Source organism: Mediterraneibacter faecis, from assembly GCF_055383675.1.
Genome location: NZ_AP043803.1, coordinates 1,922,716 through 1,939,598 on the forward strand (window position 1 = coordinate 1,922,716; position 16,883 = coordinate 1,939,598).

Genomic DNA, 16,883 nt, shown 5'->3' on the forward strand with positions numbered 1-16,883 from the left:
TCTCCAACTCGCTCCGGGGAGGTGAAGTGACACTTAAAGCAGGACTGCCTTAACGTCAGATCGCCCCCCCCAACGAGAAAAAACAGTGATAAGGATCTTCATATTTAGATGAGACATATGACTTTCCATTTTCAAAATCCGCCTTCATTGAAAACACAGTCCATCCAGGCTTTTTATAACGAAAATCCAGCTTTCTAATTTTACTTTTTTGCTTATTCTCAAGCCACTTCCGATAGTCATCATAAATTAGCGGCGATGGTACTCCGTGACACATAATATCTACAAGGAGAAGGTTCTCATAATCTTTTCCTAAATAGTTTTTCAATGCAGCTACTTGGCAAGGAGTTCCCGAAAATAGCACCTTTTTTCCTATACTTAAATCTGCTTTGACCTTTTTATAAATCTGAGATGTATCACTTTGTACATACTTTGAACCACGCATTTGAGTAACTTCATTCAACGATGTAATTCTTTTATGTACCACCTTCATGCTACTATCATAAGCGGCTCCATATGCTACTCCGCCGTCTTCCACAAATTTTTTAGCCAAACACGTAAAAAAGCCGCCAGACGTTGCTGATTTTCTTTCCTTATCATCTTTATCCCAGCATGCAAAAGGAACTGCAGCAGCCTTATTTTTTTTCTGAACATTAACCGGACAAACAGATACGCATTTTCCACAGCGCACACACACAGAATCGTTAATGACCGGATAACTAAATCCCTGTCTATTCTTCTTTACTGAGATTGCCTGCATTTTACAAGTATCAGCACAAGCCAGGCAACCCGTACATGATAATTCGTCACATATTTTCATGCTCTTCTCCATTGTTCTATCACATCTTTCAGCTTTGAATAATATTCTTCTTTAAAATACGGCTTTAATTCATGATAATCAAATTTATCATAAATGCTTCGTATCGTAGGCGCAGCTCTATTTATATCAGAAATATAACATACATTACTATCATATATTCCTTTAAACCAGTCAACACCAGTTACCACCTTATGATCATTTGATTTAATAACAATGACCGGTGTTCCTGCAATTAATGAAAAAATTGTTCCATGGTATCGATCTGTTACAACAACCCTATATTTTCCAAATTCTTTTATCATTGTTTCAACATGTCCATTGATATTTGCTTTTAGATTCTTAAAATCATCTTGAACTGTTGTATCAGATATCTCTACCTCATCAATCTTTTCTAACTCTTTTTTCAAACCCTCGATTTCACCATCGCTATAGAATCGTTCCGAGTCATTGCGACAACATATAAGTATCCCTTTTCGATTTTCTTTTGGTGCAGCTTTCATTGTTCCAATAAGTGATGTAACAATATCCGGATATAATTCTAATCTATTTTTTGAAAAAATACTTTGAGCCATCTGATATGATACTTTGTCACGGCACATTAACATCACATGACTATTTTGCGCATACACTTTTTTAGCCTGTGCTTCTCTATTTTTATTTTTATACATGATGGTTTGAGGCAACATCACTATTGGTACATTATGCACACTTTTTACAATCAATTTATGAATATAGTCATGTGATCCACCTAAGTCCTGTGTGCAATATCCGCTTTGAAAGAAAATTATATTTTCTTTGTCATCATGCGCTTTTATAAAAGACACAAATTCATCTTCCGCATATGTAATAGTCTCAGCTGACACTTCAATTAAATTATATTCCGAATAATTTTCAGCCAGCCAATTTTTTATACAACAATATTGAGCGAGATCTCCCATATTAGGGTGAGTTGGTACATCAAGGTAAAAAAGAACTTTATCTGTTTCATTCACCTTAAGCATCGCCTTTTCAATTTCTAATATGGCACTTTTTCTTAACCGTTTTTCCTTTACCATCATATAAATTTTTTTAATTGTTGCTTCGACAATTGGATTTGACCCAATTTTTTTTCTTATTGAATATAATTTACTCATAAGCATACTCCCTTCCTATAATGTCAATAAAGTATTGATTGATTATACGGACTTTTTCCTTAAATATCACCTTTCTTACTGACCTTATGATTCTACAAGGTGCGGTTTCCCGCAGACACTTACTCTGCCTCTCTCAACCAGTCATTTCGTCATGATCCGCTTTCCTTTACACGTTTATGCGGTTAGACCTTCCTAGTCGGCTCCTTGCTGGATGTCTTTTCGCATCTTTCAGAAACCCATACCTGACTCCCTTCCGTTTTATGCTTACCGGAACTGTTTTCCAATTATAATTTCTCAAATTATACCTTGCTGCCTAATAAAAACAAGTCAATACGGTTCATTACACTAGCAATCAATAGCGTAACACCAAATGCAATTGCTGTCTTGTAATCATTATTTACCAAATCCATATTTTTTTGTACGCATAAGAAAACAATGCCATGATATAAATATAGTTCATAAGATATTTTTCCCATAAATAAACATATTCTAGATAGTTTATTTTTTCTACATTGAAGCTTTGAAAAAAGCAAATATATAAAAGAAAAAAAACAAACTGAACTAATACAGGCAAACACAACCGAAATTATTTGATACCCTATATAATCACCTATAATCTTTAAAAGGAAGCTGATTCCAAAAGCGACTAGCGTACTCAATACATGCCATACTTTCACCTTAATATTCGGGTGTATCCACCAAAATATTCCTACGATAAAAGCAAAAGCAGAATTATACCAATGTGATCCATACCTTGCTAAAAGTATAAGCACGATATAAAGAATTAAACTAATTCCAATCCAAATAATTCCACTATTTCTCTTCTTATATTTTAAATATACTATTGCAAAAACCTCATACAAATAAAAAAGTGCTATAATATACCAAAAATTTTGATGTATTGGCTGACCTACAGCCAACCAAGATTTAAAGTCAATATCAATTCCAAGTGATTTATAAACAAATAAATAAATCACACAAGCAAGAGTAAATGGAATCAGTATTGTTTTTAAACGTTTTTTTGAAACAATCTAATATCTCTATACTTGTCTTGTTGCAATTGCACAGTTAATCCATATCCTGACAGCCCGAAGAAAATCGCAGTTGTAATATACCCCGTAAACTTAAAAAACCATAAGTATGTAGTGCCAAATATTAAAACAGCGTGATATAACATTATTAATATAGCACATAAACCTTTTAGAAATATATTATTTTCCCTGTCTACCCCCCCTCTCCATTTTTATGGGTTAATGAGAAACATATAATTACTGTTAAAGCTGTAATAAAAACAAGGCTCTTAATCATTTCTATCAAATCTCTCCATTCTTTTTCATGCATGTCCAACTAAAAGCCTTAATTTTCCTAATTTTGTCGAACAGTTAATAAGTTACACTCTACTTTACAACTTTATAAATGATCCTCCTGTTGGTGAATCAGCCTTTTTATTTAGCTCGTCCTGTTTTTCTTCTCGTTGCCAATTAAACATATATATCAAATACAACAAAATCCCCAATGCCCCACCTTCTGAATTAACGCATAACAAAAAGAACACAAATACTAGCAAATAAAACATTGTTCCTGCATTTCTAAAGCTGTTTTTCATCCCACGGTAAATCAAACTTAAATATCCCACACCCAAAAGTAAACCAGCATCAACCAGAAAACTGGCTAAACCGTTTGAAATATTAACAACACCAAATGACTTGAGAGTTTCAACCATTGTCGTATTGAATAAACCATGCCCCATAAAAGGTTCTCTAAAAGCGATCATATATCCCACCAATGTGTCATTATATCGAGTTGCTGCTGACGAGTGACCCGTGTACATTCCATCAAATTTATATTCTATAACATGAGTAGTACTTTCTACGGCGACTAACACAAGTAATCCAGCAACGGCTATATAACGGAGATTTCTTATTAATTGCTTTTCTGAATTATTGTTGTTATTAGCCTTCATAAACATAACTGCCATCATAATAACAAACAAACACATATATCCTGTTGTAGATAGAGTAGTCAGCACTGTTATAAGCACTACTACAACTCTTGACCTGTACTGTCTTTTTGAAAAACCTAGTTCTGATCCATTTGCAAGTAAAAACAATAATGCAAAATTGAGGAAAATTTGATGGGCACCTGGCTCCAAGAACCACCCCGCATTACGATGGAATACAGGGATATTTTTCCATCCAATTGTATAATATGGAGTGAGATAGTAGCCATTAACAGTTCCTTGAGTGAAATGCTGCATTGGCAGTGATCCTATTGTAAGAATATCAGCATATAAAAAACAAACCAAACTTAATACCGCTTCAAAATACATTATATCAACAAAAATTTTTTGAAACCTTTTCTCACTCAAATTGCTTTGAATCATTATACAAAAAAGCATTCTTAATATTACAAGAATAAAGTCATTTAAATCAAACCCATTCATAAATGTAAATGCTGTATTTATCATCATTATGATGATGTAAATCAACAAAAGCTTGCCATTAACTTTTGTTATCTTCCATCCGCAAACAGCCATCAAAACTATTGTGAATCCTATTATGAGCATTGTCGGTCGTATTCTCAAAACTTGAAAATATAAAGACCCGGAAAACAAAATAAACCATAAAATCCCCCAATACTCAAGGAAGTGATTTTTATTTATCTTAAACACAATTAGATTATTCCTTTCCAACCATTTCCTGATAAATTTTTAGCAACTGTTTCATATTCGTTTCTGGACAATGTGTGATTTTCGCATGCTCTCTTGCCTTCTGTGCCATTTGGATTGCTTTTTCACTATCTGAAAAAATGCAATTCACATAATATGCTAACATATATATCTCATCAGCTGGATATGTATAACCTTCAATCGCATGAGTCATCATATTATGAACACCGCCAACCTGAGATGATATACATGGAACCCCCAGAAGCATCGCTTCTCCTAAAGAATTTGGCGAGTTTTCTATAGAAGATGCAGAAATAAAAACATTGCTTTTCAAATATCTGTTTTTCATTTGCTCTGCATTTAAAAAGCCAGTAAAACTAACATTTTTCTCCAAACCGTATTGTTTAATCAGGGATACTAAATATTTTCCGTAACTGCTCTGTTTATAAAAAGGCAAACTTAAATAATCTTTTCCACCAATATATAAGTGCGCATCTGGGTATTCTTTTACGATTCGATTGAGGGCTTCAATTACTAAATGAATACCTTTAATAGGATAATGTCCTTGGCTGCAAAAAATAGAATGTTTTTCGCAATCAGAATAGTTCCATTCTCCCTCGTAAAATTCATCTCTCAGTGTCTCATTATTAAAATGATATGTCACATTAGGATTAATGTCCCAGGCACACCCTCTATCCCAGTCGGTTCTTCCTATAACATGTTTTACACGGCGAATCGCCTCTTTTTCAAGGACTCCTCGCTTATAAAATACATCTTTTCCTTTTTGAAGATTGCCTTTGAACAAATCTCTTAATGTGTATCGTGTAACAATTTTATGTGGCAAATATGCTGTATAATGATAATAATATTCAGACACTAAACCTTGAATAGAGATTACAACTCTGTCAATAATGCCCACTCTTTCACATGCTTCAACCATTGCCAGACTATGCGAACCTTCTGTTCCCCAAATATGCACAATATCAGGATTCTCTTTTTTTAATATTTTCATTGCCGGTATTATATAACTATCACCAAATCGCTCCACCGATGTCTTATCACACATAATACCATAGTAATTATAGAATTCAGTGCTTCCCTTAATTTCTCGATCAGAATCAAACACATACACCAAAGACGTCCCCTTTGGCATATTTTCAGATGTTTTTATCAGCCAACCATTCATGTTATTAAGTGGGAGGCCTTCCTTTTTTGCAATCCTAGGAAGAGCAATTCCTCCTAACCATAATATTTTCATAGCCTACTCCTCTAATTCAGTACTAAGTACAAAATTCACAAGTCTCTTTCTATGCATTTCTTGCTCTTGTAAATACTTATCAATACTATCAATAAATATTTGATATTGATTTCTTTCTAAACTAGCAGAAAAATCAAAGTCACTAATATCATCATAAACAAACCCAATATTATGAGTTTTCACAAACTCTGCATATTTTCTCTTCCTTACAATCACCGGAGTTTTCCTATATATAGCATCTAAAATCACACCGCTACTTCTAAGAGCATATGAATCAGAATAATTCAAAACTATAAATTTCGTTTCTCTAATATAGGTATCATATGCTTTATCCGACAGATAACCAATTTCTAAATCAATATTATTGTGTTCCGCACATAGTCTTTTTAACTTTACAATCATCTCTTGATCTTCGGCTAAATTTGCAACCTTCCCTGCTATTTTAACCTGAAAATTGGTCTTAGCTAATGCTTCTGCTGCTTCATATATACCTTTACCATATGCAAGAATGCCAAACACGCCAAAGTCATACTTTTTTTCAAACTGTTCATTACATTTATTATTTTCACAATAAATGTAATCTGGCACTACACATTGCCTAACTTGTAAAGCTTCACCAATTTCGCTTCCAGGGCAAATAATACCTTTAATTCTTTTCCTTGCTAAATTGAAAATTAGTTTTTTCATTCTAGATGCAAGCATATATGTATCATATTGAATCAGATAAACCTCACTTTTAGGTTTAATTAAAGCCAATGCCAAACAAACAGTGCTGACTGCACTACACTGAAATACGATGACACTATTTTTAATTTTTTTCAAAACAAAACAAGCGTTAATAAATGTAGCTATTTTGTTTCGATATTTTCCTTTAGAAGAAATGGAATCGTACGGAAGTGCATAATAATTGGCAAATCTATCTTTATAAACGGGTCCACCAGCAACAAACACATCTGCATATTCCTTAAAAAGTCTGGTATAATTTTCCGCAACAGAAAAATAATGACCCACGGATTTTCCCTTACTATTTGCGCTTTTTATATCAGCAATATATAAATTTTTCATTGACCACTCCTTAACAATCACTGTTCAGCAGAACACATTTTTAATAATTCCTGAGCTAAATTTTCCATAACTTTTTTAGTTGAATAATTTTCAACTATTTCTTCAGATGCTGCGGACATTGATTCTAAATCTGTTTGATACATTGTTTCCAAAACTTTAATTACTTCCGGTTTGTTCAATGTGTCAAATATATATCCATTTCTACCCTCTTCTACAAATTGTCGTGCTCCGTTATAAACCGTCGTTAATACAGGTTTCTTTGCCGCCATAGCTTCTAACACTGATAAGCTACACAAATCCTCTAAAGTAGGAAGAACAAAAACATCACCACACTGCAAATAATGTGATACCTCTTCGTATGACTTATTTCCAACCAATTTCACATTCTTTAACCCATTCTCAATAGTATATCTGCAAATATCATTTTTTAGAATACCGTCTCCGAGAATAAATAAATCCGAATCACGTTGAAATTCTATTTTCATTTCCTTCCATGCTTCCAAAAACTGCAAGATTCCTTTTCTTGGAATTAAACCGGCCACCAAAACATAATTACATTTTTTTATCATGCCATACTCGATCTTCTTTTTCTCAATCTCTGCTTGTGATAAATCTCTAAAGAAATCCACATCCATACTCCAAGTACTTCTAATAAAAGGACCCTTTATGCCATTTGCTTCTAAGAAAGCAACTGCATCATCACTAAATGGCAAGTAAAAATCTGCTGTCTTTAGCATCATTTTTTTAATAAAAGCATCAACGGTTGATCGACCTTCAGCAGCCCTTAAGGTATCTTCTACGACGACACCCAATTTGTATGTTCTTTTCTGTCCAAGAAGTAACATAAGTTGCGTAGAATTACATGCTAATACAACATCAGGTTCAATTTCCTTAATCTTCTTTCTCAATTCGGTAGAAAAAACTCTAGATTTTTGCATCTTATAGCCATCTTTTCTATTTTTTATTTCAAAACTTTTTGTGATTTTTCCTTGAAGAAGATAAGTTTTTACACCTTCTATATTTTGAAAGTGCCAGCCCGCTCTTTCCGCATTGGTATCTCTTTCTGCAATTACATGCACTTCAATATCTTTATTTTTTGCTAATTCCTGATATCTAGGAATTGCGTATGGAGCAATAATTGGCACGACATATACGACTTTTATCATAACAATCCCCTTTTCACTTAGATTTCCCATACAATATCTTTCTTCAATATTTTAGGAGGATTTCCACCAACAACAATATTATTTTCCTTAAATGATTTTGATAACACAGTACCTTCCGCTATAACAGTATCATTTCCCACTATAACGCCTTTAAGTGTTTTTACATGTGCTGAAAACCAAACTCTATCGCCAATAATAATAGGTTTATTTACATTTTTTCTTTCCTTCTTATCGAAATCAGTACTATCGTAAATTTTATGTGCATCTCCATCTGCAAATTCACAGTCCCATCCAATCAATACATTACTGCCAAATCGTATATGCTTATAACAAATTATCCTAGATGGTGCAGAGATATGAAATTTATTACCCATAATCAGATGTCCATAATTTCTTATTACTGATCCATTTCTAATGCTTGCTGTATTTTCAAATTCAACTAATCCATCGTTAATCCAAACAAACGATAATTTAGAGTTGTCATACATTTCTGGTGCTTGAAACCCTAATTTTATCATTCCTGTTTTATAAGGAGCATTTATTAAAATAGAACCCTTCATTTTTCTCATCTTTGTTTTAGAACTAACTAAAACTGGTAGTTTTATACCTTTAAGACCAAAATAATGCAAATTAAATAGGATACTCTTAGGAATTCCCAATAACACCTGCACTATCAAGACTAATTTTGTCTTCTTAGACTTTTTTTCCCAGTATTCCTCTGGTTTCTCATATGAAGAATAATCCATCATATATTCCTTCCCACTACTTTTGAATAAATTTCTATAAGTCTTTGATAATTTATGTTCTGAGAATACATTCTCTCAAACATATTTTTTACTTCAAGATTATCAATTGAATCTATTTTAAGAATACTCTTAATCAATGACTCAACATTATTCAATATAAATGTATATCCAGTCACACCGTTTTCAATTAGACTTCCCACATTACCCATCGCTGTACCAACTACAGGCGTACCTACACTATATGCCTCAACTATTGTCATGGGAAAACCTTCATACCACTGGGTTGGTAAAACGAGAGCTTTTGATTTGGCAATAATTTTTCTAACTTCTGTATTAGCTACAAAACCTTTCATCACAATCTTAGTGCAATCATGCTCTGCAATAAACTTTGAGCACCATTCCTGCATGGGACCGGATCCGTATATGTGTAACTCAGGAATACTATCACCATATCTTCTTTCAAATTCCAACCAGGCTTCCATTAGGAAATCTATTCCTTTTAACTTATCTAACCGCCCCACGAATACAATTTGATTTTCCCTTTTCCTATCGCATAATGGAACATCTAAATTCAAAACGAAATTAGGTTTAACAAATACCTTTTCTGGTTTAATTTGATTTATTTCTAACAGCTTATTTTTATTAAACTCTGTAAGACATATATAATTTAATTTTCCATATACCCTCGTCATCCTATGAACAATTGTATTTACTGCACAAAACAACGTTTGAGCTCTGCTATTTCTATAACATCCGTGTTGAATTGAACAAAATATATTTTTTTTTACACAATCTTCACATATATGTCCATTTCGATATAAAGTTGCCCCCGGACACATAAGTCTAAAATTATGTATTGTTTGCACAACAGGAACCTTGCACGAAAGTGCAGAATAATATACTGACGGACTAACAAGAGTTAATGTATTATGCACATGAACAACATCTATATTATTTTCTTTGATTATCTGACGAACTTCAAAATATGTTCGCATAGAAAAAAGCGCAGAAAAAGGCAATAGTATTTTCTTTAACTTTGAAATATTCTTTATTTCCGAATTGTTTCTTGTATATAGTACTACGTTATGCCCATTCGCTTCTAGAAGATGCTTTTCATTATTTACAACTGTATCTTCTCCTCCTGGGACTTGATAATAGTTGTGTACAATCAGTATATTCAAAGCACTCCCTCCGTTCTAATATCTTCTCTTTTACTTAATTAAGCCAATATAGTTTGCTAAATACTTAATATAATATCTAATGCGACCTTTTAAATTAAAACCAGCATACTTACTAAGAATTGCATCAAATCCGTATTTACTCATATATTCTCTAAAAGCCTCATTATCGTTCGGCTTTACAGTTGGAGAATTTAGACCTGTTTGATACTTAATAAAAGAATCATCAATACATTTATGAAGAATCCAATTGAACTCAACAGACATATTTGTTAACAATTCAATGATACCCTTTCCCTTATCAGAGTTTACTGTAATTAAACTTACACCAGCTTCTTTTTGTTTTTGAGTAATAATTCCCGAAAAAATGTCTTCTGCACCCCAAAAATCACCTAGCGTAATATCTCCAGGTCTATCTGTTGATGAAAATTTACATTGATAGCAGCTTCGTCTCATTATTTGATGGGTAAAGTATAAATCCATATAGACCTGTAAATCGTGCGAGTTAACTATTCTTTCTCCATCTTCAAATTCAGCCATTAGCGAATATCCGTGCCAACGCATACCCTTATATCTAAATGAAAAACTTTTGATTTTTTTTTCATGTCGTTTTTCTAACCATTCTTTATACTGCCGCCACAAACTTTTCTCTGGTGATCCATGACAAATCAAATCAATTGTTAATAGATTGTTTGTATTAAAATTCTCTCTGTCTAAAAACGACTTTAATGCATACACTTGACACGGAGTTCCCGTAAATATTACATATGCACCCTTTATTAAGTCTTCTTTAACTTGCATTAACGACTTGTTATATTCACTAAATACATATTTTGATCCTCGTAAAGAACTATAGTCCTCTTTAGCCTCATATCTTTGATGAACTAAATTTAAATGTTCATCAAATGCGGCACCATATACAATCACATCTTGATTTTCTTTCTTTGATACCGCAGTAACAATAGCTGAAAAAGCTCCACCAGAAGAAGATTCTTTTATAATCTCTGGAGTGTTGCAAAACAAATATCCCTTCATTCCTTATCCCCACTTATACATTTTTCTAAAAACATGATAGATTTCTTTCTTTCAGCCTTAAGTATCTGCTCGACTGCGGTATAGTCTGGCTCTATATCATACATTTCATCTGCAAGGCGGCTTTCCAATTCTAGCTTTGTCAAGATACTATTTAATCTATCTGAATATTTTGGAGGCATTACAACCGTAAATTTTTTGTGTAGATTAATAGAAAACGCTGTTCCGTGGAAAGAATCTGTAACAATATAATCGGCATTTGCAATCATTGAAACAAAATACTCTGGACGCTGGAATGCCATATTAATATCTACTCCTGCTTTTTTCACAACATCACGGCTAAACTTCACTACTTTAAGGTTATGTTCTTTAGCTATTCGATTTGCAATTTCCAGCAATTTAGGATTTGGATTAAGCTGATATACCAACACATACTTCTCTTTAACCAAACGTTTATTGGAAAAAGTTCTCCACTCATTCCCGTCGAGTAAAAAAGTAGGATCAAGTAAATACTCAGCATCAAGCCCTAAATTTGTAATAATTTCTTTTCCAGACTTCTCTCTCACTGATATATAATCATATCGACTAAGTAACTTTTTTACCTCTGCTGCCTCTATATCTGATAAACTACCCTTTCCAAAACTTGATGCATACGCAACCTTTCGCACTGTATCCGGTGCGAACTTCAAAAAAAATGCGGAATCAATGCGACCTTCAAATTCTGGATTCCACACCTGATCGCTTCCTGACATATACACATCATATTTAGGAATCTTTGTTTCTAAGTCTTCTTCTGAATAATAAACATTCTTACCAACTGGCAGATATTCTTTCAAAAATGTGTTATATCTATAATAAATCAAGGCTCTAATAGGAAGCGATGCCGCCATAATAATATATTTTTTTAAAGTACTATTATATCTACGCGGATGAACATAAAAAAACTGTACAGATGTTTTAAATCGCTCAGGAATATAATTTATAATTTCCGCCTTTGCTCCAACTTTTTCAATTGCTTTTACTAACGCATAAGATTGTAAGACTGCACCATAGTTATCAGATTTATGCATTGTAATGATTCCAACACTGGTTAATTTCTTTTCCATACTTATTTCCTTCTAATCATTGCATTCCAAATAAACTTTGTATTAGTGCTCCAATATCTCTTAAACAGTCTCTTCGGATCTTGTACTAAGCGATATACCCATTCCAGGTTATGTTTCTGCATCCACATCGGAGCACGCTTAATATTCTCTGCATAATAGTCAAATCCAGCTCCGACACCTATCATCAACCCATTTACTTTTCCATGATGTTCCGCCATCCATTTTTCCTGTTTCGGAGCGCCAAGACCAACCCATACGAAATCTGGCTTCACTTCATTAATTCTCTCTACAACTGCCTTGTCTTCCTCTTCTGTCATTGGACGAAATGGAGGGCTGTACATTCCTGCAATCTGAATTCCCGGATAATTTTCATTCAACTTTTTATAAAAAAGTTCCAGGGTTTCCTCTGTACTTCCGTAAAAATAATGACGGTATCCTTTCTCCGCTGAGATTTTGAATATCTCTCCCATCAGACTTGGCCCCGTCGTACGTTCCATGTTTTGATATCCACGTTTTCGACCTACAGAAGAAAGTGGTCCTCCATCTGGAATTGCCATAAGTCCTCCGTTTTGAATGGAACAATAGGATGGATGTTCATAACTTGTTACTGTCGTGTGTACATTCGACACGCAGATGTAATCTCCTTTTATATCATCCAGATTCTTATCCAGATACTCCAACAACCATTCCATATTGATAGCTGCTATATTAACGCCCATAATATTGCAGGTAGGTATCTGCTTCTTGTCCACTTTTCTCTGATAGGTACTTCTCATTTCTATCTTGTCTCCATAAACATTTTCAATCAAACTTCTTTTATACTTTTCTCACAACTTCCAGCCCCACCGTAACTTTCGTCTTCCTTCCCAGAAACTCCAGTTCCAGCACAGCTGTCCGTTTATGCCGGTCGATCTTCATGACTTTCCCCTGATAATCTTTCAGAGGTCCGTCTGTTACAACCAGCTCAGATCCAACCAGATATCCTTCGGACATCTTCAGAATCCGTTCTTCACCCGTATATCTCTGAAGGAATTCTACTTCCTCCTGATACAACGGAATTGCTCCGTCATCATCACCTAGTGTTTTTGCGAACTCCGGAATTCTTTTCAAAAGTTTCTGGAGTTCCTGCGGATGGTCACTGACAAAGAAGAGGTATCCGGGCAATAAATGAGCCAGCTGTTTTGTCGGCTGGCCTTTTACTTTTCTATATTTTTCATACGTCGGAATAAAGCATTCCTCGTATGCGTCCGGATAATAATGACGGAATGTCTTACATAACTCCAGAACTCTGTCTTCCTGTCCACTTCGTACCCATACTGCATACCACATAACTTTATTCACTCAACTTTCCCTGCTTTTAAGCGTGCTTCGCCATATCACAGGGAATTCATTGAACATATCATTTCTTTCTCTGTGACTCTCTTCTTTCCCTATGACCATATACACTGGAAACGCGGCGATGCGACGATTTCTTCCTGTATAATCCTGCCTGCCGCTCACCTGATTCCGATAAACTGCAGGGAATCATTTCTGTCCATCTCAACTAGTCTTAATTTCCTGACATCCTGCTTCTACCTGTAATTCTCCGTTCACTTTCCGAACATTGAATACGAGCGGATGCTCCTTTCCCCACTGGGGATCTTCCTGATCTTTCTGATTCCATTCCTTCCATATATTAATGAAACTGTTATGGATCAGATTTTCTGCTTCCAGACGCGCCTGAACTGCTTCGTCATAATCTTCAAAGAGTCCGACGTAATACCGCTTCCCTTTGAATCCGATATCCACACGGTAACGGTTGCTGTTCTTCAGATAAAAGACACCTCGGAAACCACTTTCGTTGTCTCTTCGCTTCTTTCTCTTCTCCAGAACTTCCACACAGGTTCCATCGACAAGATGTCTTCTCTGTGCAATCTGCTTCTGGTTCTTGTCTTTCAGACATCCACAGCTTCTGTTATTGCCATCCAGTAATGCACCGGCAGCTACATCAATCTCATTACCACATTCACAGACACAATGCCAATACACAGAACCTCTATGATCTCTGCGTTCTGTCGGATATACTGCTGTAAGTAGTCCAAACTTCTGTCCGCTTAGATCTCTGGGTCTTCTTCCCATACTCATTCCTGTCCTTATTCTGCTTTTAAATTTCGTAGAGTATACAACTCTACGAATTCCTTTATAGTTAATTTACGGTTTAAAAAGACTTTAATCATTGATATCTTACTCTCATTATACGTTCAAGTCAAGGAAGAAATGTCGAAATTTGTGTATTTTTATCAAAAATACGCAAAAATCATTTTCATTACACAACACTGCTTATTTTTTTGTGATTATTGACTTATTTACCGTCAAAAAAATGGTCAAAATGGAGGAGAAACACATGCCACGAAAAGGAGAAAATATTTACAAAAGGAAGGACGGACGCTGGGAAGCCAGATACATTTATGCATTCAAAGAAGATGGGAGTCCCAGATACCGTTCTATCTATGCAGCAGATTATTTAACTGTTAAGAAAAAGCAAAATGATGCAAAGCGAAAAATGGATCCACGTCTTTTTCAAAGTGTCCGTATGAAGAAAAACATTTCCTTTTATGGACTGCTCTGGCTGGAGCGACTGAAGCCTTCCAGCAAGGAATCTACTTATGTAAGATACCATTATCTTTTCAGCCACTATATCAGTCCTATGATTGGTGATCGTCTTGTCTATACGTTCAGCAATAAAGATTGTGAAGTATTTCTGAACAGGTTGTTGGTTTCAGGGAAAAGTGATGGTTCTGGATTGGCTCCGAAAACAGTTACCGATATCCGTTCTGTTGTCAAATTAATTTTAAAGACTGCTGAAAAGGAAGGGGAACTGTCTCTTTGTAACCCGGAACTTTGTCCTGTTAAGCCTGTCAGAAAACCGCTTCGGATTCTCTCTTTAAAGGAACAGCAGACCTTGCAGGACTACTTATTGGGGAATCCGACACATAAAAACATCGGGACACTGATTGCACTATATACAGGAGTACGTCTTGGGGAACTTTGCGCAATGCAGTGGAAGGATATTCATTTTCAGGAACAATATCTGGAGATATCTAAGACTTTACACAGAGTTAAGGACCACACAGATGATTCGGAACATAATACAAAAATCATTATCACTCCACCAAAAACAGAAAGCTCCATCCGTAATATTCCGATTCCCGATTTCCTGTTTGAGATCTTGCAGCAATACGTCCAATCTCACAAGATAGATCTCGAAGCATATATCCTCACCGGAAAGAAGATGAATTTTCGCGAACCGCGGTCGATCGAATATTATTTCAAAAAAACTCTGAAAAAATGTCAGATCGAACCACTTCATTTTCACTGTCTGCGACATACTTTTGCAACCCGTTGCGTAGAACTTGGATTCGATATGAAGACGTTAAGTGAGATTTTAGGACATTCCAATATTAACACAACTCTAAACCGGTATGTGCATCCTTCTATGGAGCAGAAACATCAAAACATGGATAAGCTAAACGCTGTATTTACCGTCAAATAATTGGTCATATCTTTTAAAAACCCCATAAATTCAACTTAATTTCATTTTTTCGTAGAGTTGTATACTCTACGAATTTTTTCTAATATAACATTTTTTGAAGCAGATGAAAATCTGCTTATTTGTCGTGGAAAAATATAATATCATTCATTTATAATTGAACATCCAACTGCATTTAGAACATACAACAAAAAGGAGATACTTATACATGAATACACTTATTACCATTACTGAAAAATACCTTGAATACTGTAAATCACAGAAAAGACTAGACTATAAGACAATTAAAGCATATCGAATTGATTTAAAACAGTTTACATCCTTTTGCAACAATACAGATATACACACTTTATCTGCAGCCGATATTGAAAACTTCATCGGATATTTACATCAAAATTTCAAACCTAAAACAGTAAAAAGGAAATTAGCCTCGTTAAAAGCCTTTTTTCACTATTTAGAATACAAAAGTATTATAGAGATAAACCCTTTCAATAGAATTAAAACTAAATTTAGAGAACCATTGCTTCTCCCTAAGACAATTCCTTTACATACGGTTGAAAATCTATTATCAACAGTGTATAAAGAATACTCCCTTTCCCATACTGATTACCGAAAAAAACGTACACTCCTAGATATTGCTGTTTTAGAAACATTATTCTCTACCGGTATGAGAATTTCTGAGCTATGTAATTTAAAAAGTTCTGATGTTGATATGCATGATGCAGTAATTCGAATATATGGCAAAGGTGCCAAAGAACGCATAATTCAGATTGGAAATGAAGATGTTATTAGCCTACTTAAAAGCTATGAAAATAAATATGTTTCAGAAATACAAGATTGCGGTTATTTTTTTACAAACCAAAATGCAACATCACTCTCCGATCAAGCGGTTAGGCGAATGATTAATAAATACTGCTCACTCGCAGCAATTGAATTACATATAACACCACATATGTTCCGACACACCTTTGCTACAAGCCTGTTAGAAGCTGATGTTGATATCCGATATATTCAGGAAATGCTTGGACACAGTTCTATTACAGTGACTGAAATTTATACACATGTTACACTTTCTAAACAAAAAGACATCCTTACTACAAAACATCCAAGGCAGAATTTTTCTTTTCCTGAAATGTATGCTAAATAAGTGATAGATAATTCTGAGTTATCCGTCAGAAATACAAT

General features: G+C 34.5%; 16 protein-coding genes. 2 read left to right on the forward strand and 14 right to left on the reverse strand.

Annotated elements, in window-relative coordinates; translation table 11 throughout:
- Positions 1-55 precede the first annotated feature (55 nt).
- From ACZ47Z_RS09110 to ACZ47Z_RS09175, 14 genes are all read right to left on the reverse strand, one after another.
- Positions 56-817, reverse strand: a complete 762-nt coding sequence (locus ACZ47Z_RS09110) for a 4Fe-4S dicluster domain-containing protein (RefSeq protein ID WP_464525491.1) — start codon at positions 815-817, stop codon at positions 56-58.
- On the reverse strand, positions 814-1,950 hold the full coding sequence (locus tag ACZ47Z_RS09115; protein WP_464525492.1) for a polysaccharide pyruvyl transferase family protein: 1,137 nt from the start codon (positions 1,948-1,950) through the stop codon (positions 814-816). Before ACZ47Z_RS09115 ends, ACZ47Z_RS09110 begins: the two co-directional genes overlap by 4 nt.
- A 299-nt stretch (positions 1,951-2,249) precedes the next feature.
- Positions 2,250-2,981 carry an acyltransferase family protein gene (locus ACZ47Z_RS09120; RefSeq protein ID WP_083475152.1) on the reverse strand — a complete coding sequence of 244 codons (732 nt, stop codon included), beginning with the start codon at positions 2,979-2,981 and terminating at the stop codon, positions 2,250-2,252.
- Positions 2,982-3,352: 371 nt separating this feature from the next.
- Positions 3,353-4,621: a hypothetical protein gene (locus tag ACZ47Z_RS09125; RefSeq protein ID WP_464525493.1), complete on the reverse strand. Its 1,269-nt coding sequence runs from the start codon at positions 4,619-4,621 to the stop codon at positions 3,353-3,355.
- Between the two features lie 7 nt (positions 4,622-4,628).
- A complete protein-coding gene (locus ACZ47Z_RS09130) occupies positions 4,629-5,876 on the reverse strand; it encodes a glycosyltransferase family 4 protein (RefSeq protein WP_464525494.1) in 1,248 nt (415 codons plus the stop codon).
- A 3-nt stretch (positions 5,877-5,879) separates the two neighbouring features.
- Positions 5,880-6,941: a glycosyltransferase family protein gene (locus ACZ47Z_RS09135; protein WP_054754043.1), complete on the reverse strand. Its 1,062-nt coding sequence runs from the start codon at positions 6,939-6,941 to the stop codon at positions 5,880-5,882.
- Between the two features lie 17 nt (positions 6,942-6,958).
- A complete protein-coding gene (locus ACZ47Z_RS09140) occupies positions 6,959-8,107 on the reverse strand; it encodes a glycosyltransferase family 4 protein (RefSeq protein ID WP_464525495.1) in 1,149 nt (382 codons plus the stop codon).
- Between the two features lie 17 nt (positions 8,108-8,124).
- A complete protein-coding gene (locus ACZ47Z_RS09145; RefSeq protein ID WP_054754038.1) occupies positions 8,125-8,856 on the reverse strand; it encodes an acyltransferase in 732 nt (243 codons plus the stop codon).
- A complete protein-coding gene (locus ACZ47Z_RS09150) occupies positions 8,853-10,034 on the reverse strand; it encodes a glycosyltransferase family 4 protein (protein WP_464525496.1) in 1,182 nt (393 codons plus the stop codon). Before ACZ47Z_RS09150 ends, ACZ47Z_RS09145 begins: the two co-directional genes overlap by 4 nt.
- A gap of 30 nt (positions 10,035-10,064) precedes the next feature.
- Positions 10,065-11,066: a Coenzyme F420 hydrogenase/dehydrogenase, beta subunit C-terminal domain gene (locus ACZ47Z_RS09155; protein ID WP_464525497.1), complete on the reverse strand. Its 1,002-nt coding sequence runs from the start codon at positions 11,064-11,066 to the stop codon at positions 10,065-10,067.
- Entirely contained in the window at positions 11,063-12,169 is a 1,107-nt protein-coding gene (locus ACZ47Z_RS09160) for a polysaccharide pyruvyl transferase family protein (protein ID WP_464525498.1), read from the reverse strand. The genes ACZ47Z_RS09155 and ACZ47Z_RS09160 overlap by 4 nt, the downstream gene beginning before the upstream one ends.
- A 2-nt stretch (positions 12,170-12,171) precedes the next feature.
- A complete protein-coding gene (locus ACZ47Z_RS09165) occupies positions 12,172-12,945 on the reverse strand; it encodes a WecB/TagA/CpsF family glycosyltransferase (RefSeq protein ID WP_054754024.1) in 774 nt (257 codons plus the stop codon).
- Positions 12,946-12,985: 40 nt separating this feature from the next.
- Positions 12,986-13,510, reverse strand: a complete 525-nt coding sequence (gene loaP, locus ACZ47Z_RS09170) for an antiterminator LoaP (protein WP_118109602.1) — start codon at positions 13,508-13,510, stop codon at positions 12,986-12,988.
- Positions 13,511-13,708: 198 nt separating this feature from the next.
- Positions 13,709-14,287, reverse strand: a complete 579-nt coding sequence (locus ACZ47Z_RS09175; protein ID WP_118113654.1) for a hypothetical protein — start codon at positions 14,285-14,287, stop codon at positions 13,709-13,711.
- 265 nt (positions 14,288-14,552) lie between these two features.
- Between ACZ47Z_RS09175 and ACZ47Z_RS09180 the strand changes: the two genes are divergently transcribed.
- Positions 14,553-15,701 carry a tyrosine-type recombinase/integrase gene (locus ACZ47Z_RS09180; RefSeq protein ID WP_215640887.1) on the forward strand — a complete coding sequence of 383 codons (1,149 nt, stop codon included), beginning with the start codon at positions 14,553-14,555 and terminating at the stop codon, positions 15,699-15,701.
- A gap of 205 nt (positions 15,702-15,906) precedes the next feature.
- Positions 15,907-16,845, forward strand: a complete 939-nt coding sequence (locus ACZ47Z_RS09185; RefSeq protein WP_117568956.1) for a tyrosine-type recombinase/integrase — start codon at positions 15,907-15,909, stop codon at positions 16,843-16,845.
- Positions 16,846-16,883: the final 38 nt, after the last annotated feature.

What these genes read in the sequence shown, in the direction of transcription:
- ACZ47Z_RS09175 (WP_118113654.1), bottom strand. Translation starts at nt 14,287, where the DNA reads ATGGGAAGAAGACCCAGAGATCTAAGCGGACAGAAGTTTGGACTACTT.
- ACZ47Z_RS09115 (WP_464525492.1), bottom strand. Translation starts at nt 1,950, where the DNA reads ATGAGTAAATTATATTCAATAAGAAAAAAAATTGGGTCAAATCCAATT.
- ACZ47Z_RS09165 (WP_054754024.1), bottom strand. Translation starts at nt 12,945, where the DNA reads ATGAGAAGTACCTATCAGAGAAAAGTGGACAAGAAGCAGATACCTACC.
- ACZ47Z_RS09135 (WP_054754043.1), bottom strand. Translation starts at nt 6,941, where the DNA reads ATGAAAAATTTATATATTGCTGATATAAAAAGCGCAAATAGTAAGGGA.
- ACZ47Z_RS09110 (WP_464525491.1), bottom strand. Translation starts at nt 817, where the DNA reads ATGAAAATATGTGACGAATTATCATGTACGGGTTGCCTGGCTTGTGCT.
- ACZ47Z_RS09155 (WP_464525497.1), bottom strand. Translation starts at nt 11,066, where the DNA reads ATGAAGGGATATTTGTTTTGCAACACTCCAGAGATTATAAAAGAATCT.
- ACZ47Z_RS09140 (WP_464525495.1), bottom strand. Translation starts at nt 8,107, where the DNA reads ATGATAAAAGTCGTATATGTCGTGCCAATTATTGCTCCATACGCAATT.
- ACZ47Z_RS09185 (WP_117568956.1), top strand. Translation starts at nt 15,907, where the DNA reads ATGAATACACTTATTACCATTACTGAAAAATACCTTGAATACTGTAAA.
- ACZ47Z_RS09130 (WP_464525494.1), bottom strand. Translation starts at nt 5,876, where the DNA reads ATGAAAATATTATGGTTAGGAGGAATTGCTCTTCCTAGGATTGCAAAA.
- ACZ47Z_RS09180 (WP_215640887.1), top strand. Translation starts at nt 14,553, where the DNA reads ATGCCACGAAAAGGAGAAAATATTTACAAAAGGAAGGACGGACGCTGG.
- ACZ47Z_RS09145 (WP_054754038.1), bottom strand. Translation starts at nt 8,856, where the DNA reads ATGATGGATTATTCTTCATATGAGAAACCAGAGGAATACTGGGAAAAA.
- ACZ47Z_RS09160 (WP_464525498.1), bottom strand. Translation starts at nt 12,169, where the DNA reads ATGGAAAAGAAATTAACCAGTGTTGGAATCATTACAATGCATAAATCT.